Raw genomic sequence first — 19476 nt, 5'->3', positions numbered from 1 at the left:
TTCAATCATCCTCCTGGTATAATTACTGTCCATCATATGATTCCCTTAAATAGCGGGATTTAATCATTTTCTTGTAGTTCTCGTAGCTGTTCTTGACCACATATGTGTCAGCAAAGAAGTCATGCAGCCCTATCCTGTTCTCTGTGAAGATGATCATCAGGTATGGCAGATAGAAGAGCTGGTTGTTGATGAACCGTCCAACCAGTTCACGATAGACCACTTGGGAAAATGTCAATTTTCTGCCGTCCTGGGAGATGACGCTGATGCCGGTGATCATCTTGCCGAGCGTCTGTTGGAAGAAATGCGTCATCAGCACAAAATAGGTGAAGTATATGACCGCTGTCATGATGTTACCAATACTGAAGAATGGTATCCAGAAATATGCATCGCTGATTTCAAATACATTCAGGATCGGATAGACGAGAATCTGTGACACCGACCATAGTATGATGATGTCGATGATATAGCTGACGAGTCTCGTAAAGAAGTGCGCTGTAGCCATATAGTCGAGTTTGTCGAACAGTGTATCGTGTTCCGGTCCATATCTTTCATTATATTCCAAACAGACCCCTCCTTACTGTTCATACAGGTACATCGGTTGGACGCCCTGTCTGTTCTTGAGTAGTGACTCTATCTGCGCAATTTCGGTATCCCCGAAGAGGCCGTTTATGAACTCTTTTGCCTTATAGCTGAAGGAGATCTGGTTGTTTCCACCGCGTCCATATTCGATGACCTCAGGGTTGCCGCCGACATTCTCCTTGAGGCCTGCCAACGCGTCTTCAAGATAGCCCATCTGGTCGACGAGACCATTCTCCATCGCGTCCTCCCCGAGATAGATCCTGCCGTCAGCAAGGTTCTCGACTTCCCCCTCACTCATGTCCCTGCCTTCCGCAACGACACCGACGAAGTCCTGATACATGCTGTCGACCATGCCCTGGACATACTGTTCCTCTTCCTGGGATGGATCCTTATGTCCGCCGAGCATTTCCTTCATATCGCCGCTTGCATATGTTTCGAATTCGATGCCGTAGTCTTCTGCAAGCTGGCTGTAGTTGATGCTCTGCATGATTACGCCGATCGATCCGGTAAGCGTCTCGTCGGAAGCATAGATCTCATCTGCGGGCGCGGATACGTAATAGCCGCCTGAAGCCGCCATGCCCGCCATCGAACTGTAGATGGTCTTGCCGGCTTCTTTGGCTTCCACCAGATACTTATGTATCTCGGCGCTTTCATATACGCCCCCGCCCGGAGAATCGACATTGAGGAGCACCCCTTTGATGCTGTCGTCATTGATGATCTCCTTCAAGGCTTCCACCGTCAATGTATGATCATACGCTTCGGTGCCGAACATGTTCGACGATCCTGAATCCACGATCGTCCCCTCTATGTTGAGGATGGCGATCCTGCTGTTTGCATCGCCCGCCTCCACCACAAAGGAAGGTGGGTATTCACTGCCTGCATAGTCCTCGAACACGTCTTCCCAATTGCTCGCCCACAGGGCATTGAAAATCGATGCCATGACACCGAAGACAAGCAGGGCCAATGCAATAACAACTGCTATTATCCTTTTCACATTAACATCCCTTTCTGATTATACTGTATGCTGCTTTTATGATACCATATACTTATTATCAACAGGAAACGGGAGTGAACTGAGTGATCAATTATAAGAGCGTCTACTTCTACGCCCCTCATGGGGAAGAAACTGAAGAAATCAGGAAAGAGCTTTCAGAGCTTTTCAACCGTCTTGGCATAAGTACCGTCGAATCCGATGCGGAAGCTGATATAATCGCCTCCCTCGGCGGGGACGGCGCCTTCCTGCAGGCAGTGAGGCGCAGCAATTTCAGGGATGATTGCGTCTACCTTGGCATCGCAATCGATAGCGCCAGATACTTCTACGTGGACTTCCACTATCAGGATATAAAGAGCCTTGAAGAGGCCTTTGAAAGGGATGACATCGATGTCAGGAACTATCCTGCCCTTGAAGTGAAGGTGAATGACAACAACCCGAGCTACTGCCTGAATGAATTCACACTCCGCTCGAGCATCGTCAGGACCATAAAGATGGACGTATACATCAATGATTTCCTCTTTGAACAGTTCAACGGCGACGGCATCCTTGTCTCCACCCCGACAGGCTCCACCGGCTACAACAAGTCGATCGGGGGCGCAGTGGTCGATCCGCTGATCCATGCCATGCAGGTTACCGAACTGGCGAGCGTCAACAACAATACGCACCGGACTCTGGGCACAAGCTTCCTGCTGAACAAGGACCGGCCGCTGACACTGCTGATCGACAAGAATACCGACTACTATCCGGTCATGTCGCTGGACAATGAAGCCTTGAGCGTACGCAACACCGAAAAAGTCGAATTGAGGATGAGTGATAAGCTCATCAAGACGCTGAAATTGAAGAACAACACATTCTGGCATAAAACACAAAGAAACTTCCTCTGAGCCCTCAGAGGAAGTTTCTTTACGTCTATCGGAAAAAATCATACAGGTTGGCGAGGATGAGTATGGAAGTGACGATGATGAACAATGCCTTCACATAGCCCACACCCTTTGAAATGGCCATATGGGCACCAGCATAGGAGCCGAGGATCATGCTCGCTCCCATGGCGAGTCCATAGGTGTAATTCACTTCCCCCATGAGGATGAAGAGCAGCAGCGCCCCGATGTTGCTGCCGAAGTTCAGTACTTTGGCATTCCCGGCCGACCTCAGGAAATCAAAGCCGGAAAAAAGCATCAGAAACATCAGGAACGACCCCGTGCCGCCACCCATGAATCCATCATAGAACCCGATGAGCATGACGAAGACCACCAAGAAGACGATCTTTTCCCGCGTGAACACCGCCTTCTTCTCGATACCGCCCCAATCCTTCTTCACCAAGGTGTAGATGAGCACGAAGATCAGCATGATTAGAACGAGCGGCTTCAGCACCTCACCCGGCATCCGGACTGCCACAAGGGCTCCGCATACGGAGAGGATGAAGCTCAATGGGAAGAGCTTCATCACCATCCTGAAATCCACATGCCGGGCCCTCAGGAATTTCAGTGAACTGGTCAGTGAACCGAAGGCGGAAGCAAGCTTATTCGTGCCGAGTGCAGTCGCAGGCGTCATGCCTGTAGCCAGCAGGGCAGGAATTGAAATCAGCCCGCCCCCACCCACTACGGCATCAATGAATGCTGCCAGGAAACCGAGCGCGATGACCAGCAGCAGAGCGGAAAGTTCAATATCCGCCATCTTCTACAGCAACGAACTGAATGCTTCTTTTTCTTCTGCCTCATTCACAGAATAGCATTCAATACCCTCGAGTGCCTTTTCGATCATCGGCTCGAAATCAACCTTGGATTCGAACTTCTCGACCTTCTCCACCAAAGGCCTCGTCTTCGGAGATTTAGGCTTGAAGATGGTGCAGCAGTCTTCAAACGGCAGCACGGATGTCTCGTAGGTGCCGTATCTGCGTGCCATTTCAACGATTTCATTCTTCTCCAGCGTCAACAGCGGACGGAGCACGGGAAAGTTTGTGACCGCGTTGATCGCATGCATGCTGGTGAGTGTCTGGGAGGCTACCTGTCCGAGATTTTCACCATTGACGATCGCCTTCCCATCAATGCGTTCTGCCAGCCGTTCTGCAATGATAAGCATGATCCGGCGCGTCGTCGTCATGGACATGTTGTCCGGAATCCAGTCATATATCTTCGTCTGGAGTTCCGTGAAGGGGACGATGTGGAGCTTTATATCCGCTCCGGTCCGTTTCGACATGATATCGACCAGATGCTTGACCTTTTCAGTCGCCTCGGGACTCGTATAAGGGGGCGAATGGAAATGGACCGCTTCAATCTCGACCCCCTTCTTCATCACTTCCAGCCCGGCAACCGGTGAATCGATGCCGCCCGAGAGCATCAGCAGCGCGCGGCCGCCTGTGCCGATCGGCAGCCCGCCGATGCATTGTCTTACTTCATGGTACATATAGATCCCGTCGGTCCTTACTTCCACCATGATCTGATGGTCGGGGTGCTTCACATCCACTTTCAGATCCGGCACATTTTCCAGGACATATCCGCCGAGCATGTACTGTATGTCGAATGTCTTCAGATGATAGCTCTTGTCTGCACGCCGCACTTCAATCTTGAAGGTCTCCCCCTTGGTGAATTCTTCCGCAAAGTGGACGGCCGTATCCTTCATTGCTTCTTCGGACTTCTCGAGCTTCGCCACGGGCGAGACACTCAATATCCCATTCACATTCTCGATGGCATCCATCACTGCATCAGGATCCTCCCCGTTCAAAGTGATGTAGGCCCGGTCCCATTGTGCAGCGAGTTCAATGCTGAAACCCGTCAGTGCACGTTTCATATTTTGCCGCAATGCGTTGATGAACATCTTCCTGTTCCGCGTCTTCAGGGTAATTTCACCGTACCTCACCAGAATATGGTCATATATCATTTCAAAACATCTCCTATTTCAGTATGCACCGCATAGAGCGCGGTGATCAGTCTATCCACTTCCGCTTCTTCAGTCTGGCTGCTGAAGGAAATCCTTATGCTGCCTTCTATCACTGGCTGGTCGCTTCCCATCGCGAGCAATGTTTCATTCAGCTTTTTCAGCTTTGATGCACATGCACTCGTCGTCGACACGAATATATCATGGGTACCGAGCGCATTGACTACAACTTCACCTTTGGCACCGGTGAATGAGAGGTTCATGATATGGGGCACGCCACCAGGCTGCACCTGTACCGCATGGAGCCCCGAGACCGCCTCCTTCACCTTCCTGTTATAGGCATATACCCGTTTCTCCGCTGCATCCAGCGTTTCATCGCTGTTCCTCAGCGCCCGCGCCATCGAGACGGCTCCCGGCAGGTTGACGGTACCGCTTCTGATGTTCCTTTCATGACCACCCCCGTATGCAATGGCGGACAGCGTCTCCGCTTCGCGAGCAATAAGCGCCCCGATGCCTTTTACTCCATGGAATTTATGGGCACTGATGCTGAGGGAATCCACCCCTCTGTAATCCATCCTCATTTTGCCGACAGCCTGTGTGGCATCGACGTGAAAATGCACCTTCGGGTATGCCTTCAGCATCCCAATCATTTCTCTTATCGGCTGGATGGTGCCGACGATATTGTTGACCGCCATCACAGTGACGAAGACGACGTCATCATCGAGCAGCTCCCCGAGGTGCGCCATATCGACCGTGCCATCAGGCAGGGTGCGGATATAGCGGACATTGAAGCCCTCGTCCTTCATCACTTCCCCCACATTGATGACACTTGGATGTTCAAGTTCACTGAGGAGCACCGTCCTGCCGAAAGGCTTCTTATGGCGGAGCACACTCTGGATGGCGATATTGTTGCTTTCCGTCGCACCTGAAGTGAAAATGCAGTCATATCCTTCGAGACCCATCAGGTCGAGGATCTGCCGCCTTGAGGCTTCCAGCAGCTTTGCCGCTTCCCGCCCCGCCTGGTGGATGCTTGACGTATTGGCATAATACATCTTATTGACGTTCATATATGTCTCCAGCACGTCGTCGTATGGACGTGTCGTTGCTGCGTTATCCATGTATATCAAAATATATCACTCCTCACACAAAAGGGACTTGGGATCTGTCATCCCAAGTCTCCTATTCTAGCGCTTATCAAATTCTTTCTCAATACGTTCTGCTGCTCCCGGTTCCACTTTGTCCAAGGCCGCCCGGACGATCTCAAGGGCACGCTTGTAGCGGTTTTCCCTGAAGAGGCGTTCCGCTTCATTCAACTTATGGTTGAAATCCGGGTCGTCCCTCCTGTAGCGGTTGCCATACTGGATCATCACTTCAGTGAGCCGTGCCGCCTGAAGTATCTCGTATGCTTCCTGCTCATATTTGTTCATCAGAATCACCGTACGGTTCACCTTGTCCTTGATGTATTGGACATTCAGGGGACGCCGCTTGAAGTACTTGTTGATCTCTTTGACGTCTATGTCGAGTTCGTTCTTCATGACCAGGAACTTTTCCGGAACACTCGTCAAGTTCGATCCAAGAAGCTCCCTGTAGATTTCCTCTTTGCGGTCCTGTATCAGGAGGGCATTCTCACGGGCTTCCGCCTCATCTTCACGCAGATTGATCAGATATTGCTGGATCTGCTGCTGTTCTTCATTGATGGAGCCGATGTTATCCTTGATGTACTCCAGATTATCCAGAACTTCGCTGTACCGCGCCATCGATTTGGATGTTTCGGAGATGATCTCATCATAGATTTCGATCATGCCCTCGATCTCATGTTCGTACTTCTGCACCTGATGGATATCCGTTTCATTGATATGGAACTGCTCTTTCACATAGTCGATTTCAGTACGCAGCGTGTAGTTCATGTCCTTCGCATGGAAAAGGTCATCCGTAATGATGTCCTTTTCATGGTCGACTTTCGTTTTCGCCATGACTTCATGCTCAACAAGTTCAAGCATGTCATCCAGCTGGGTATTGATGTCCTCCAGGATGTCCCTGGCCTCATCAAGTTCAAGACGGGTGATCAGCGGTTCAACCAGGTTGAGCTTCCCTTTGAGTGTGGACAGCTTGCCCTCCACCTTGATATGTTCGAGGTCATACCCATCCGCCTTCAAGTCACGGCATCCGAAGCGCACTTCCTGGAACTGCTGGGGCAGATCCTTCTGGACCTCCTTGATCAGGAGCGGTATTTCATCCATGTTCTCCTTGAGTATGGAGAGCTCCTCATGGACTTCGTCTATCTCCTTGTTGGCAGTGACATAGTTGCCCTGGTTCACCTGCTTTTCATAGTCTTTCAGTTCAGGTTCATATGTTTCAATGAGCTTTTCCAGGTGTGGCTGTGCATCACCGAACTGATGCCCGTTCGCAAGTACATCGCGTTTCGACTCACGATACAGCTGCTCCGCCTCACTGTACTTCCGCTCGCCCTCCTCGTTCGCATCGATCAGTTGATGGATTTCACCGGAAAGCGCTTTGTACTTCTCCTCGACACTCTCCAGTTTCGCATTTGCACTTTCAGTCTTGGCACGACTGTCGTTGAAACGAAATTTTTCAACATCTTCAGTAGCCTGATCCAGGTCATTTTGGGCCTCTACCAGAGAGTGTTTAAGTACGTTCTGCCAGTCCGACTGCCAAGTCTTGTACAGTAACTGCGCCTCGCCGTGGAGGTTGTAGTCCTTGACTTTGACGAGCTCATCCTGAAACGGCAGATTTCGTATCCCCTCGAGTTTTACATATTGCGTCTTTATATCATCTTTTCTGATGTTGCGCATATATAACAGCGTGCCGATCGCGATCACGACAGCCAGTATGACAATGATTAAAACATAGACCCACATACAGCTACCTCCTAAGTATATAATTAGATTATAGCTTAAAAAATTGAAAGAAAAAACATATAAATGTATAATTCATTAATATTTAATATAGACAGGGTGATCAAATGTTTACAGAAACCAGAATTAAGGACTACACACAACTGAACCAGATGCTCAAGGGCCTGATCGAAGACGAGACGGACCGCATCGCCAATCTGTCCAATGCTTCAAGCCTGCTCAACGTATTTCTCGAAGATATCAACTGGGTCGGCTTCTACCTCTATGATGAAGCGGCCGACGAACTCGTTCTTGGCCCCTTCCAGGGCCTGCCCGCCTGTGTAAGGATCCAGAACGGCAAGGGTGTATGCGGCCTCGCCTTCAGGGGCAATGACATATTCATCGTCGATGATGTTACAGAATTCCCCGGCCACATCGCCTGCGATGCAAACAGCCGGTCCGAAATCGTCGTGCCGATATATAAGGATGGAACACCAATCGGCGTACTCGACATCGACTCCCCTACCTTCGACCGCTTCACGGAGGAAGACCGCAGGGGTCTCAGTGAATTCGTGGAAGTACTGAAACAGTATATCTAGAGAGTACGCCATTGACAAGCAACAGCAGTTTGTGTATAATCAGTAATTGTGTAAATGAACGGATTAAGTAGCGGATGACCATTACGTGTCAGCATGCGGTTCCCTCGCGGGGTGTGCTGCGTAACTGATGCTATAAGGCGAAGGCACTTAAAATCGCATGCCCATGTAAGTGGTTATCACCCTTATGATGTCTTTTGCATAGACAAAACAATAAGGAGGAGTCAAAATGGCTCGTTTTACAGGTTCAACTTGGAAAAAGTCCCGCCGTCTCGGAATTTCACTGAGTGGCACAGGCAAAGAACTCGAACGCCGTCCGTACGCCCCTGGTGACCACGGACCAACACAAAGAAGAAAGCTTTCCGAATACGGAATGCAGCTTCAGGAGAAGCAGAAGCTCCGTTTCATGTATGGAATCACTGAGCGCCAGTTCCGTACAATCTTCGACCGTTCTGCAAAAATGAAAGGTGTTCATGGTGAAAACTTCATGATCCTTCTCGCTTCCCGTCTGGATGCAGTCGTATACCAGCTCGGACTTGCAAGAACACGCCGTCAAGCACGTCAGCTCGTCAACCACGGTCACGTGACTGTAGATGGCAAACGTGTGGATATCCCATCCTACACGCTCAAAGCTGGCCAGACTATCGGCCTGCGTGAGAAATCCCGCAACCTCGACATCGTCAAAGAAGCGATCGAGTACAACAACTTCGTACCTGAATACCTTACATTCGACGAAGAAAAAATGGAAGGTACTTTCGTACGTCAGCCAGAGCGTTCCGAGCTCGCTGCTGAAATCAACGAACAGCTTATCGTCGAGTACTACTCCAGATAATAGGTTGAAACAGTATCTTAAAGCTCCAGATCCTCACATGAGGGTTTGGAGCTTTTCCTTTTTGGATAGTTTCTTTGAACACAATATTGAAGAGAACATAATATTCTCCTTTACAAAAGCACGCGGTGGGAGTAAGATGACTGACGAATAAGGAAACCAATATGAGGACTGGAGGAGAAGGCATGGATAAATCTTTTGCTGTGTTCGGCCTGGGGCGGTTCGGCGGCACGCTCGTCAAGGCGTTCCATGAGAGCGGTATAGAAGTCATCGCTGTGGATAAGGATGAAGACAAGATCAAGGCGTACTCCGATCTGGCAACGTACGCAGTACGCATCTCCCAGATAGATGAGACGACTTTGAACGATATGGGGGTCAGAAATGTCAATCACGCCTTCGTTTCATTCGGTGACGATCTTCAGGCGAGCATACTGACTTCCCTGCTCCTGAAGGACATGGGGGTCCCCAAAGTATGGACGAAGTCGCAGAATGCCCATCATACGAAAGTCCTGGAAAAGATCGGTGTGGACCGGGTCATCCAGCCTTCCCACGATGTCGCCAAGCGTATTGCGAAACATATCGTCTCCGACAAGATGATCGATTTCATAGAACTGTCGGACAGATACAGTATCGTCGAGATCGAGGCGACGCCCAAGATTGACGGCCTCACCCTGCAAAAGTTGAACTTGCGTGTGAGATATGGCTGTACAATCGTCGGGATCCAGAGAGGCACGGAATTCAACATCTCGCCGCCTGTAGATGAAGTCATACATGAAGGCGATACATTGATCATCATCGGACGTAATGATGATATAGACCGTTTCGAGAAAGAAGGCATGTAGCCTTTTTGGAATCAGGCCGCTTCTGCGGCTTTTTTTAATGCAGTCCTTTCTCCTCCCTTCAATAGATGCCTCAATATTCAGTTTCCATGCTTTTTATCGGAATATGAGGGTATTATAATACAAAAATGTTTAGGGGGGTTCTGGATGGATGGCAAGAGGGATCAGTTCGACGATAAGGAGATAAACTGGGAAGATGATGCCAACGTCTATGAAAATGACGATGAGGAGACGATAAGGGAGAAGAAGCGGGCAAAGAGGCAGTCTGGTGAGGAAGGAAGATACGAAGCGAATAAAAGGACCGGCATCAATGGATGTCTGCTTCTGACGGTCGCCATCATTGCTCTGATCTTCTTCCTCGGATCTTGTACCGGTCTTTTCTTCGGTGACGAGCAGGACGAAGAAATCACTGAAGATCAGGCGCCCGGATCGAAAGATGAGGAAGTCGAGGACGATTCTTCCCGCATGACACCAGACCGGGAAATTGAAAGACTATTTGAAATCCACACAGCAAAAGCCACCTTCACAGGTGGCTTTCATCATGCAGGTATGAATATACTGGCTATCCCTTATTCTTGAGTGTCTGGAGTGTATCGATCGCAACCTGGCTCATCGCCTCGATACCGTAAGGAATCGCTTCTTCGTTGAATCTGAAGGAAGGGTTGTGAAGCGGCTTCTGTCCTTCTCCGACAGAACTTCCCAGCCAGTAGTAGACGCCCGGATATTTCTGCAGGAATCTGCTGAAATCCTCTCCACCGAGGCTCGGGGTCAATGCAGGCAGTGCTTCCTCTCCATACATTTCTTCTACAGTCGTATGGACCTGTTCCGCCCATTCGGCATCGTTGACGGTGGCGGGATATCCGTCGAGATAGGTGATTTCAACTTTGGCATCCATTGCCTCAGCGACGTTTTCAACGACTTCAAAGAACCGCCGCTTCACCTTCTGCTTCATCTCATCACTCTGTGTCCGGATCGTCCCTTCCAGTTCTGCAGTTTCAGCAATGACATTATACTGGAACCCGGCATTGAACTTTCCAACAGTCACCACTGCGGGGTCGAATGGATTGGCATTCCGGCTGGCGATGGTCTGCAGACTTGTCACAATCTGGTTGGCGGCGACGATCGCATCGATGGTGTCATGCGGCATGGAGGCGTGGCCGCCCGATCCGGTCACTTTGATCTTGAAGCGGTCCGAGTTGCCCATGATTGGCCCGGTCATCACCCCGAACTGCCCTACAGGCAGCTGCGGCCATACATGCTGGGCAATCAGCACTTCCGGCACGTATTCATCGAAGACACCATCCTCCATCATCTGCTTCGACCCGCCCGTCGGCGACTGTTCTTCTGCCGGCTGGAAAATGAGCAGAATCCTGCCCTCTATTTCATCCCGGCGCTGGAGCAGATATTTCGCGGTCCCGAAGAGCATCGCGGTATGGGCATCATGGCCGCATGCATGCATCACCCCGTCATTTTCAGAGGAAAAATCCTCACCTGAACTCTCCATGATCGGCAGGGCATCGATGTCGGCCCTGAGTCCGATGGTGGGTCCTGATTTCTCTCCTTCGATGATACCGAGGATTCCGGTTCTTGCGAACCCCGTCTCGTAAGGGACACCGATTTCATCCAGCTTCTCCTGTATACGCTGTGAAGTCTCCTGCTCCTCTCCACTCAGTTCGGGATTCCTGTGCAACAGCCTCCTGAATTCAACAACTTCTTCCACTATGCGGGAATCGAGTGTCATCCTAAAAACACCTTTCACTTTTTATTTGCAAGAAGATACTTTAAATCTTACCACAACAGGAAGACATGATTTTGCATTTCAAGCCCTATTTACGTTTACCTTGGGCAAAGAATCCGGTATTCTTGTTCCATTCTGCAAAGTATACATCATCCACATCATATTCAGTATCCTTTTTGAGCTTTTCACGGAGCCATTCCTCATCAAACCCAGCCCGTTCGAGTGCCTCGTATTCTATCTTCCCGGCGTCGACGAACAGGTAGTTGATCTCATTCTCGTCATACTCGTCATCATCCTTCAGTTCCCGCCTGAGCGCAGGCTCTTCACTTGCATATTGTATGACAGACAGCATACCGCTGTTCTCAAGCACCGCATACTTTACACTCTTCAGAGAAAAGATCTGCTGCAGCCGCAAGAGTTCCCGTACTTCATCCACATCCATGTTATTCCTGTCCATCACTTCAACATCAATGATGCCATCATTGATCAATAGCTCAGGCCTTCCTTTCATCACCCTTCTGAAACGCTCATTCTTCAAGGCGACCTTTTCAATTACATATATAAGCAGTGCCCAATAGGCGAGCGCGAATAGCATCTCATAGAAGGGCATCGTCGTTTCATACAGGGCCTCTTCTACAATGCTGCCGAGAATCAATGCATAGACGAAATCAAGAGGTGTAATCTGGGCCATTTCCTTCTTGCCGAGCAGCCTGAGTACTATGATGACACCAATCAGGCCGGTCGTAAGTTTGACCACATAAGTAAGCATATCTTCCATTAGCTTCACCTTTTCTTAAGTTGTTGGCCAGGATGCCTGATACAGTAATCATGGTTTGAAAAGCAGCCAAAAAGGACGGCTGGATCCATTATCACAGCCGCCGCCAGCACGGTTCAACACCCTATTTCAAAGGAAGATAAAAACCCTTTTCAAAGCCTGCAGAACCAATGCTTGCCACACTCGACGTCATCTTCTGGCCGCTGCAGCGTACCGTTCCTGAAACCTATTCCTGAAGCCACTCCCAGGCCTCATCCATCTGTGCCTTGTCAAATTGCCGCACTTCTATGCCTGGCATGACATCTGCCACAGCTGCGCCCCCTTCAATCCAGGCCGGATTCGCGATGAGTGCAAACTTCCCGTACTGTTCCCAGTGCTTGATATCAATGAGGCTGCCCTTCAGGATGCCACCGAGATCCGTCCCTTCCATATCTTTAATGTATACCATTGCGTTTAGCTTCTTTTCATTTCCATAGTGCTCCTTGATGAAGGCTTCCGATTTCTCAGCGTCCTCCTCAGTCACTTTTCCATCCACTTCGATATATACCACATTCGGATATTTTGTTTCCTCAAGTTTCATCATAGTATCACCTCTCACGAATTGTGTTTTTATAGACCGCTACCCTTTTTGGTTAAATGGAAACATCAGCCATAGAAGACGGGGAGATTCATGGAATCAAATACGAGGGACCGGCAGAGTGCCGGCCCCTCGTACTTTCATTTCCTGTAGTAGGAAATATACTCCCCATCGAAATCATTGCCTACATAATCTGCACCATGTTCAAGCATCCAATCGGTATCCGTATAGTGGATCCTTGTGGCTTCACCGGAGCGGACATATGGCTCCCAAAGGTGGAGGTGCATCACATGACGCTTTTTGCCATTATATTTATATGTAGTCTTCCTTATTTTGAAGCCCAGCCTGAATTTATCCTTTAGGCTCGGCACGTTTTCAGGCATTACGGTAGTGAGGACATCATGGAACCTGCCATCCGCCTTTACCATTTCAATCAGATGTCTCCCCATGCTCGTCTGCAGACCCCTGCCCCTATGGGACGGTGCGATGAAGCTGATCTCAGAATATATCACCTTTTCTTTGTCCTTCAGTCCCACTTCGTCCGCCAGATGCTCCTCTTCATCGGGTGTCGGAACATACATGGCCCTGGAAGCTACGAGGTGGCCGTCATCAACAGCCCCGATTATGAAGCCCTGTGCAATAATTTCCTTGAACTCCCTCTCAGTCAGTGTCTGAAGGACTTCCTTGTCCTCGAGGCCTTCGTATACCATGTTCTGAAGAGAAAGCAGTTCCGGCAGGTCTCCGAGATGCAGCGTTTTAAAATCCATCAAATCATCCTTTTTATTTATAATATGCTCACTAAGTCACGTTTGAGCCCATGGCGCTGTGGATATATACATAGTGAGGAGTTGGTGCATATGGCAATCTTGGTAAAGGTTAAGGACAGCACGAACGACAGTACGGATTTCAAGTATATCCGGAATGATAAAGTGAATGAATTTGATAAATCGGAATACATTCTCCAGGAGACAACTCCAGAAGATGATAAATTCATCCAGTTCATCTATCCCGGGCATACAGAAACATTCACACAATTCAAGATCAACTATACCAGAGGACGCTGAAAGCAGCGTCCTCTAATTTTTTTCCAGCACTTCATCAAGCCAGCTGAACATGAGTCCGGTCCACTGGGAAGCGCGTAAGTCCACCCTGCCGGTCACTTCTGTGGCAAGGCTCAGCCCATGGCTGCCGCTCTTGAAAGTATGGAGCTCCCACGGTATCTGAAACTTCTCGAGCGCCTTCGCAAAATCCAGGGCGTTCTGTACAAAGACGAGCCGGTCTTCAACGGTATGCCAGATGAAGGTCGGCGGTGTATCTTTGGACACATGGGCCTTGAGGTCTGCACGATCGATGGTTTCGTCTTCCGCAGCGTGTCCGAATACCATCCTTGAAGCGGTCGTCATGTACTTCGGATCGCCGATGCCGCGTTCCTCGGCTATATCCCTGTTCAGCATATAGTCCAGTATCGGATAGGCCAGCACCTGGAAGTTCGGACGGTACCATCTCGGTTCCTGTCCTGTAAGGCTGCTCAACCAATCGGAATTCCAGTGGACGCCAAGGCTTGCAGCCAGGTGCCCACCGGCAGAGAAGCCGACGACGCCGATCTGGTCGGGGTTCACGTTGAATTCATGACAGTTTTCGCGGATGAAGGTGATCGTCTGAGCCAATTCCACAAGAGGCCCTGGGAATTCCGATCCGAGCACCTCGTCCTGCTCCACCATGGATGCTATCTGATACAGTTCATCCCTGTTGGTCTGCCTGCCTTCCCTGCGCATGGCCGAACCGATTGTAGAATATCTGAGTATAAATACATGATAGCCTTTAGCCAGAAACTCATATCCTACAGGTTCCGCTTCCCTTTCGGATACATACATATAGCTCCCGCCCGGGCAGATGACCACTGCCGGCCTGCCCTCCTTCTCATGTACTGCACTTTCCCCAAGCATCATCGTCACTTCAGCATGTTTTTCACCAATATAAAAGCTTTGCAGATTCATGTGTCTCCCCCATCATTTCAATTGATCAGCCTGTAAAGGTATATTTCGTTCCTGTACTTCCCGTCGATGAACAGGGCATCGACCCGTTCACCCTCCTTCTTGAAGCCAAGTGCTTTATACAGCTCGATTTCTTCAGCAAAATCATCCCGTATGGAAAGCTCAAGTCGGTGGATGCGATTCTCTTCCGCCCAATGTATGGCTGCATTCAGCAGATTTCTGCCGATGCTGTTCTGCTGGTCCGTCTGGAGTACCCCCAGTGACACGTTGGCCCGGTGCGCCGTCATTTCATTATGGTTCCCCGCCAGACTGATGTATCCTACAATCCTCTGGTTGTCTCTGGCGACGAAGATCTGACGTTTAGCGTTCTGCAGTACTGAAGAGAGCAGCGTCTCGGTATTTGAAATGTTGAGGGGCTGATCTTCGTACAGGTCATCTTTGCTGTTCTCCTCCAATGTCACAAGCAGGTTCAGGAACTGTTCAATATCCCGCATTTCTATCGCACGGATTTCCATACTCTACCTCCTTTCCTTAAGCAGTACATTCAATATGAAATCAAGCGCTGGTGGATTTTCTTTCCTGAGTCCATCAATGAAGGCACTGCGGTCGTAATGGATGTTCCTATGGGTGATGTGCACCGCGCCGTCATCCTCGATTTCGATGATCATGTAGGGGGCATAGGCTTTGGGTGTGACCCCAAGCGCTCCTGGATTCAGGAATAGCTGATGGCCATGTTCGAAATGGTGTCTCATATGATCATGGCCGAAAAGGACGATGTCATGCCCCCTACCCCCGTAGATGGACGCCAGGCTCTCCACAGATGGTGCAGGGTCAATCGCACTATATGTATCGTCCGATTCCAGATGGTAATGTGTAAGCAGGATCTGTCTGCCTCCCTTTTCCCGCGTCTGTGTGAGGGGAAGCGTTGCGAGGTACTGTTCATACACCGGATCCAGATGCTCTGCCACCCACACGTGGTGATCATGCTCGGGACCGGTGACTTCAGAAGGTATGTGCCGGAAAGCCTTCAATACCTCTTCATCGTGGTTGCCGCGGATGATTGTGAGGTTCGGAAGCCCCGTAAGCAGTTCCAGAACTTCATTGGTCTGGTGGCCCAGCGAAACGATGTCCCCCAGACAGTAGACCGCATCAATATCGAACTTTTCCATATCCTTCATCACCTCTGACAACGCATCATAGTTGCCATGTATATCGGCGATGACCGCCATCCTTCTCTTCAATGTCCATACCCTCCATTACTTTCCACTCTTATGTTCCATTTTAACAAAAGTTCCTTCGTTCACCTATCATTTCATTCTCATGTTATCATATATGTAAAATAATAATGAGGTGTACCATGACCAGAATCTGCCTAGTGAGGCACGGCCTCACGGAATATAACCATCTGAGGAAACTCCAGGGTTCTTCAGACATCCCCCTGAATGCTGAAGGGGAATATCAGGCGCAGTGTGCCGCTGAAAAATTAATGGATGAACCCTTCGACACGATTGTTTCAAGTCCGCTCGGCCGCGCCTACCGCACAGCGGAAATCATAAACCAGCACCATCACCTTCCGATCCATACGATGGAGGAACTGAAAGAACAGCACTTCGGCACGCTTGAAGGGAGCCACATCGACCATATCATCGAAAAGTATCCGAATGGTGAGCTTCCCGGTGCTGAGACATTTTCAGCACTGTCCGCCCGTGCTGAAAAAGCCATAAAATATATCCATGAACAGTTCGAGGGTCAGTATGTGCTGCTCACTGCCCACTCTCGGACGATCAAGTCCATACTTGCACTATACAGCGATGAAATCGATATGCTCAGGACTAAGCTCGACAACTGCAGCTTGAGCCACATCGAATTCATCGATTCCGAATGGCATGTGCACACATATAACGTACCGACGTATACAGAGGGCAGACAGGAAGAGCATAATGGATAAAGGAGCATTGATCATATGCAGAAGATACACGCGGCCGTCCAGCCCTTCAGAGGCACTCATTTCGACTATGGGGTGCAGCAGGGGGAGTGGCTCAAGCAGACACACTATATGCAGAACAGGAACTACGAGTGGATAAAACGCCGGCCGAAGTTCGACCTCGACTACGATGAAACAAAGCAGCTCTATATGCATTTCGCTCCTCATATCTGGGAGGAGATCATGGGCCTTCAGGAATCCCTTGAAATCACAGACCGCGAAGTCCTCCTTAATCTTGCCCACTACAGGGTATCACCGCGGGACAACGGATGCAGCGTCTACATGGATGACGACATATTCATCAGGAACTATGACTATCATCCCAATACTTATGATGGAATGTATAAACTTTTCAAGCCCGGTCATGGATATGCGCATATCGGACCCGCATCCAGGGTAACGGGTAGAATGGACGGCATGAATGAACATGGCCTCGTCATGGCCTACAATTTCATGAACAGGAAACAGCCTTTCGATGGGTTCACGTGCTTCATCATCGGCCGCTTCATCCTCGAATTGTGCAGGACAACGGAAGAAGCGGCTGCATTGCTTAAGGAACTCCCCCATCGCGGCGGCTTCAGCTACATCATCCAGGATAGGGAGAATCATTCCTTCATTGCGGAAACTTCAGCACGCGGCATGGAATTCCGTGAAGCGCAGATCTGCACCAACCACTATGAAAAGCTGGCGCATGAAAATCGGAGATACCTCGTCGATTCGAAGGAGCGCCTTGATATACTGCAGGACATACATTCACCATCAAGGGAAGAACTCCTCACACGCTTCACCGATCCGGTACACGGCCTTTTTGTGGACAACTACAAAAGCTGGGCCGGCACCATCCATACATCCATATATGACCGGAAGAACTTGAAGGCCGGCATCCGTCTAGGCGGAGAGGGACAAATGCATGAATTTGATTTTGCAGCCTGGCTGGATGGCACAGGCATTACAGAAACAAAGCTTAATGGAAAAATCGATACTGACCTCAGCTTCACAAGCGCCGACTGGCAGTTGAAATCCAGAATCTAATTCCAGGGAGGTGGATATCATCCTCGAATTCGATAAGATTATATTCAATGACTTTGAGGTCATCATCCGGACGGTACTGGTCGGCATCATGGCCTACCTCTCACTCGTGGTCATCCTCCGCGTGAGCGGCAAGCGGACCCTGACCAAGATGAACGCCTTTGACTTCATCGTGACGATCGCACTCGGTTCCATCCTTGCCAGCATCATCACGAGCAAGGACATTACAATTGCCCAGGGACTGACTGCATTCCTTGTCCTTGTCATCATGCAGTACATCTTCACCAAACTCTCTGTAAAGAGCCGGGCCTTCAGCAGCCTGATCAAATCACAGCCCGCCCTCCTCTATTATAATGGGGAATTCCTGACACAGAACATGAAGAAGGAACGCGTGCTGGAAATTGAAATCAGGCAGGCGGCCCGCTCAAGCGGCAAGGATGACATGTCGGAAGTCATGGCGGTCGTCCTTGAAACCGACGGCAGCATTTCCGTCATCAGCAATCAATCCGATGAGCCAAGCTTGGACCGGCTGTTCAGGGAAGTAAAAAAATAAGACCCATCGGGTCTTATTTTTTTATCGGCAATATTCTGCCATATGTCAGTATGCGCCAGATCCACTCGAGCGGACCATAGCTGAATGCCTTCATCCATATGTGGCTGAGAACAATCTGCAGCATGAATGTTGAAAGTACAATCAGAGGGAACCATACCGCCCCGATCGTATTGAAGAGGTCGAACCCGAAAAACAGGACGATCATGAGTACGCTCTGCATGATATAGTTCGTCAATGCCATCTGCCCCACCGGCTGAAGCAGCCTGGTGAGCCCTTCAAAACGTCCGAGTATAAGAAGGAGGAGTGCGATGTATCCAAGTGACATCAATGGTCCTCCTGCTGTATATGCGAGCATCGTGGCAATAGACCATACAGGGTCATCCATGCCGTATGTCATCCCATATCCGGTAGCCAGTTTTATCGGCAGACCGATGCCGATGCCCAAAACAGCTACTTTCCACAGCATTCCACGGATGGAAGACAGTCTTTCGAAATAGCCTTTCTGCCCGGCATAAAGACCGATGAGGAAAATGGCGAGTACAAGTGGCACCATCACTATATTATTCGTCATCATCAGTCCGAATATGGATATATTCAGTGAAATGATCTCACCATAGGACCCCGCAGCTGCGGCCATCATATCCACACCGTAACCAGAGGCAGGAAGTGCACCCATGTCGACATCCCGTATTGAAAACATCAGAAGCGTGAGCAGCAGTACGAATACAGTGCCGAGCAGAAGAATCACAAACGAGATGGCAAGGTTGAACTTCGGAGGCAGACGATAGAAGAAAATAAGCAGCAGTCCTGTGATTGCATAGACGGTAAGGATATCACCATACCAGATGAATACAGCATGAATGATGCCGATGACAAGCAGGATGATCATCCTGCGAATGAATAATAGATATGTAGACCCTGATTTCTTTTCGGCCCGGGATAGGAAGATGTAGAAGCCGAGCCCAAAAAGGAAGGAAAACATCGTATAGAAATTGGAAGTTACAAGCGTATTGATCAGAAATATGACGATTGAATTGGTACCGGAATAGATATCACTCGTATTCATCGTCAGTTGATCTTCCATATGTGGGCCGGCAAAACTCATGATATTCATCATCAATATGCCAAAAAGTGCAAAGCCCCGTACCGCATCAATTTCGAACACCCTGGTTGATGACTGCACAGGCGAATAGTCGTGTTGCATAGCATGCCTCCTGAACTAGAGAATTCTTTATTCGATTATACCATTTACGATTATAA

At 49.5% G+C, this 19476-nt stretch carries 23 protein-coding genes; 9 read left to right on the top strand and 14 right to left on the bottom strand.

Annotated elements, in window-relative coordinates; genetic code table 11:
* Positions 1–22 precede the first annotated feature (22 nt).
* Together EDC33_RS00885 and sppA are read right to left on the bottom strand one after the other, a co-directional pair.
* The gene (locus tag EDC33_RS00885) at positions 23–562 is read right to left on the bottom strand and encodes an RDD family protein (RefSeq protein WP_124009904.1); all 540 of its coding nucleotides are present in this window, start codon (positions 560–562) and stop codon (positions 23–25) included.
* Positions 563–574: 12 nt separating this feature from the next.
* Positions 575–1573, bottom strand: a complete 999-nt coding sequence (gene sppA, locus EDC33_RS00880) for a signal peptide peptidase SppA (protein WP_124009903.1) — start codon at positions 1571–1573, stop codon at positions 575–577.
* A gap of 83 nt (positions 1574–1656) precedes the next feature.
* On the opposite strand from sppA, the gene EDC33_RS00875 reads away from it, so the two are divergent.
* Positions 1657–2457: an NAD kinase gene (locus EDC33_RS00875; protein ID WP_040106726.1), complete on the top strand. Its 801-nt coding sequence runs from the start codon at positions 1657–1659 to the stop codon at positions 2455–2457.
* Between the two features lie 25 nt (positions 2458–2482).
* Here EDC33_RS00875 and EDC33_RS00870 read toward each other — a convergent pair whose 3' ends face one another.
* The 4 genes from EDC33_RS00870 to EDC33_RS00855 all read right to left on the bottom strand — a co-directional run bounded on the left by EDC33_RS00870 (position 2483) and on the right by EDC33_RS00855 (position 7326).
* Positions 2483–3247, bottom strand: a complete 765-nt coding sequence (locus EDC33_RS00870) for a TSUP family transporter (protein ID WP_124009902.1) — start codon at positions 3245–3247, stop codon at positions 2483–2485.
* A gap of 3 nt (positions 3248–3250) precedes the next feature.
* The gene (gene thiI, locus EDC33_RS00865; protein ID WP_124009901.1) at positions 3251–4450 is read right to left on the bottom strand and encodes a tRNA uracil 4-sulfurtransferase ThiI; all 1200 of its coding nucleotides are present in this window, start codon (positions 4448–4450) and stop codon (positions 3251–3253) included.
* Positions 4447–5565, bottom strand: coding sequence for a cysteine desulfurase family protein (locus tag EDC33_RS00860; RefSeq protein WP_229716686.1), 1119 nt, complete (start codon positions 5563–5565; stop codon positions 4447–4449). Before EDC33_RS00860 ends, thiI begins: the two co-directional genes overlap by 4 nt.
* 66 nt (positions 5566–5631) lie before the next feature.
* On the bottom strand, positions 5632–7326 hold the full coding sequence (locus EDC33_RS00855; protein ID WP_124009899.1) for a septation ring formation regulator EzrA: 1695 nt from the start codon (positions 7324–7326) through the stop codon (positions 5632–5634).
* 104 nt (positions 7327–7430) lie between these two features.
* On the opposite strand from EDC33_RS00855, the gene EDC33_RS00850 reads away from it, so the two are divergent.
* From EDC33_RS00850 to EDC33_RS00835, 4 genes are all read left to right on the top strand, one after another.
* On the top strand, positions 7431–7901 hold the full coding sequence (locus EDC33_RS00850) for a GAF domain-containing protein (RefSeq protein ID WP_040106721.1): 471 nt from the start codon (positions 7431–7433) through the stop codon (positions 7899–7901).
* 226 nt (positions 7902–8127) lie between these two features.
* Entirely contained in the window at positions 8128–8730 is a 603-nt protein-coding gene (rpsD, locus tag EDC33_RS00845; protein ID WP_031544473.1) for a 30S ribosomal protein S4, read from the top strand.
* Between the two features lie 182 nt (positions 8731–8912).
* On the top strand, positions 8913–9569 hold the full coding sequence (locus EDC33_RS00840; protein ID WP_040106673.1) for a potassium channel family protein: 657 nt from the start codon (positions 8913–8915) through the stop codon (positions 9567–9569).
* Positions 9570–9713: 144 nt separating this feature from the next.
* Entirely contained in the window at positions 9714–10145 is a 432-nt protein-coding gene (locus EDC33_RS00835; protein WP_124009898.1) for a hypothetical protein, read from the top strand.
* Here EDC33_RS00835 and EDC33_RS00830 read toward each other — a convergent pair.
* The 4 genes from EDC33_RS00830 to EDC33_RS00815 form a co-directional block, all read right to left on the bottom strand.
* Positions 10129–11307, bottom strand: a complete 1179-nt coding sequence (locus EDC33_RS00830) for a M20 metallopeptidase family protein (protein ID WP_124009897.1) — start codon at positions 11305–11307, stop codon at positions 10129–10131. The two genes, EDC33_RS00835 and EDC33_RS00830, sit on opposite strands and share 17 nt — an antisense overlap.
* 85 nt (positions 11308–11392) lie before the next feature.
* Positions 11393–12073 carry a DUF421 domain-containing protein gene (locus tag EDC33_RS00825; RefSeq protein ID WP_170156328.1) on the bottom strand — a complete coding sequence of 227 codons (681 nt, stop codon included), beginning with the start codon at positions 12071–12073 and terminating at the stop codon, positions 11393–11395.
* Positions 12074–12305: 232 nt separating this feature from the next.
* Positions 12306–12662 carry a SpoIIAA family protein gene (locus tag EDC33_RS00820; RefSeq protein ID WP_124009895.1) on the bottom strand — a complete coding sequence of 119 codons (357 nt, stop codon included), beginning with the start codon at positions 12660–12662 and terminating at the stop codon, positions 12306–12308.
* Positions 12663–12796: 134 nt separating this feature from the next.
* The gene (locus EDC33_RS00815) at positions 12797–13423 is read right to left on the bottom strand and encodes a GNAT family N-acetyltransferase (RefSeq protein ID WP_124009894.1); all 627 of its coding nucleotides are present in this window, start codon (positions 13421–13423) and stop codon (positions 12797–12799) included.
* A gap of 90 nt (positions 13424–13513) precedes the next feature.
* On the opposite strand from EDC33_RS00815, the gene EDC33_RS00810 reads away from it, so the two are divergent.
* Positions 13514–13720, top strand: coding sequence for a hypothetical protein (locus EDC33_RS00810; RefSeq protein WP_124009893.1), 207 nt, complete (start codon positions 13514–13516; stop codon positions 13718–13720).
* A 12-nt stretch (positions 13721–13732) separates the two neighbouring features.
* Here the strand turns inward: EDC33_RS00810 and EDC33_RS00805 are convergent, their stop codons facing one another.
* Genes EDC33_RS00805 through EDC33_RS00795 form a run of 3 tightly spaced genes read right to left on the bottom strand, consistent with a single transcriptional unit; the run spans position 13733 to position 15891 of the window.
* Positions 13733–14653, bottom strand: a complete 921-nt coding sequence (locus tag EDC33_RS00805; protein ID WP_124009892.1) for an alpha/beta hydrolase — start codon at positions 14651–14653, stop codon at positions 13733–13735.
* A 17-nt stretch (positions 14654–14670) separates the two neighbouring features.
* Positions 14671–15165 carry a GNAT family N-acetyltransferase gene (locus tag EDC33_RS00800; protein WP_229716670.1) on the bottom strand — a complete coding sequence of 165 codons (495 nt, stop codon included), beginning with the start codon at positions 15163–15165 and terminating at the stop codon, positions 14671–14673.
* A 3-nt stretch (positions 15166–15168) separates the two neighbouring features.
* Positions 15169–15891, bottom strand: coding sequence for a metallophosphoesterase family protein (locus tag EDC33_RS00795; RefSeq protein ID WP_124009891.1), 723 nt, complete (start codon positions 15889–15891; stop codon positions 15169–15171).
* Between the two features lie 116 nt (positions 15892–16007).
* Between EDC33_RS00795 and EDC33_RS00790 the strand changes: the two genes are divergently transcribed.
* The 3 genes from EDC33_RS00790 to EDC33_RS00780 are packed head-to-tail and all read left to right on the top strand — an operon-like array spanning position 16008 to position 18216.
* Positions 16008–16598, top strand: coding sequence for a histidine phosphatase family protein (locus EDC33_RS00790; RefSeq protein WP_170156327.1), 591 nt, complete (start codon positions 16008–16010; stop codon positions 16596–16598).
* 15 nt (positions 16599–16613) lie between these two features.
* A complete protein-coding gene (locus tag EDC33_RS00785) occupies positions 16614–17666 on the top strand; it encodes a C45 family autoproteolytic acyltransferase/hydrolase (protein WP_124009889.1) in 1053 nt (350 codons plus the stop codon).
* Between the two features lie 37 nt (positions 17667–17703).
* A complete protein-coding gene (locus EDC33_RS00780; RefSeq protein WP_094906028.1) occupies positions 17704–18216 on the top strand; it encodes a DUF421 domain-containing protein in 513 nt (170 codons plus the stop codon).
* Between the two features lie 13 nt (positions 18217–18229).
* Here EDC33_RS00780 and EDC33_RS00775 read toward each other — a convergent pair whose 3' ends face one another.
* Positions 18230–19420, bottom strand: coding sequence for a DUF418 domain-containing protein (locus EDC33_RS00775; RefSeq protein WP_124009888.1), 1191 nt, complete (start codon positions 19418–19420; stop codon positions 18230–18232).
* Positions 19421–19476: the final 56 nt, after the last annotated feature.

This window comes from Salinicoccus roseus, from assembly GCF_003814515.1.
Taxonomy (GTDB): domain Bacteria; phylum Bacillota; class Bacilli; order Staphylococcales; family Salinicoccaceae; genus Salinicoccus; species Salinicoccus roseus.
This window is presented reverse-complemented; position numbering and strand designations above follow the sequence as displayed.

Bases quoted from the DNA above. Each gene is read 5' to 3' on its own strand.
- EDC33_RS00870 (WP_124009902.1), bottom strand. From the start codon at position 3,247: ATGGCGGATATTGAACTTTCCGCTCTGCTGCTGGTCATCGCGCTCGGT.
- thiI (WP_124009901.1), bottom strand. From the start codon at position 4,450: ATGATATATGACCATATTCTGGTGAGGTACGGTGAAATTACCCTGAAG.
- EDC33_RS00860 (WP_229716686.1), bottom strand. From the start codon at position 5,565: ATGGATAACGCAGCAACGACACGTCCATACGACGACGTGCTGGAGACA.
- EDC33_RS00855 (WP_124009899.1), bottom strand. From the start codon at position 7,326: ATGTGGGTCTATGTTTTAATCATTGTCATACTGGCTGTCGTGATCGCG.
- EDC33_RS00850 (WP_040106721.1), top strand. From the start codon at position 7,431: ATGTTTACAGAAACCAGAATTAAGGACTACACACAACTGAACCAGATG.
- rpsD (WP_031544473.1), top strand. From the start codon at position 8,128: ATGGCTCGTTTTACAGGTTCAACTTGGAAAAAGTCCCGCCGTCTCGGA.
- EDC33_RS00840 (WP_040106673.1), top strand. From the start codon at position 8,913: ATGGATAAATCTTTTGCTGTGTTCGGCCTGGGGCGGTTCGGCGGCACG.
- EDC33_RS00835 (WP_124009898.1), top strand. From the start codon at position 9,714: ATGGATGGCAAGAGGGATCAGTTCGACGATAAGGAGATAAACTGGGAA.
- EDC33_RS00830 (WP_124009897.1), bottom strand. From the start codon at position 11,307: ATGACACTCGATTCCCGCATAGTGGAAGAAGTTGTTGAATTCAGGAGG.
- EDC33_RS00825 (WP_170156328.1), bottom strand. From the start codon at position 12,073: ATGCTTACTTATGTGGTCAAACTTACGACCGGCCTGATTGGTGTCATC.
- EDC33_RS00820 (WP_124009895.1), bottom strand. From the start codon at position 12,662: ATGATGAAACTTGAGGAAACAAAATATCCGAATGTGGTATATATCGAA.
- EDC33_RS00815 (WP_124009894.1), bottom strand. From the start codon at position 13,423: ATGGATTTTAAAACGCTGCATCTCGGAGACCTGCCGGAACTGCTTTCT.
- EDC33_RS00810 (WP_124009893.1), top strand. From the start codon at position 13,514: ATGGCAATCTTGGTAAAGGTTAAGGACAGCACGAACGACAGTACGGAT.
- EDC33_RS00805 (WP_124009892.1), bottom strand. From the start codon at position 14,653: ATGAATCTGCAAAGCTTTTATATTGGTGAAAAACATGCTGAAGTGACG.
- EDC33_RS00800 (WP_229716670.1), bottom strand. From the start codon at position 15,165: ATGGAAATCCGTGCGATAGAAATGCGGGATATTGAACAGTTCCTGAAC.
- EDC33_RS00790 (WP_170156327.1), top strand. From the start codon at position 16,008: ATGACCAGAATCTGCCTAGTGAGGCACGGCCTCACGGAATATAACCAT.
- EDC33_RS00785 (WP_124009889.1), top strand. From the start codon at position 16,614: ATGCAGAAGATACACGCGGCCGTCCAGCCCTTCAGAGGCACTCATTTC.
- EDC33_RS00775 (WP_124009888.1), bottom strand. From the start codon at position 19,420: ATGCAACACGACTATTCGCCTGTGCAGTCATCAACCAGGGTGTTCGAA.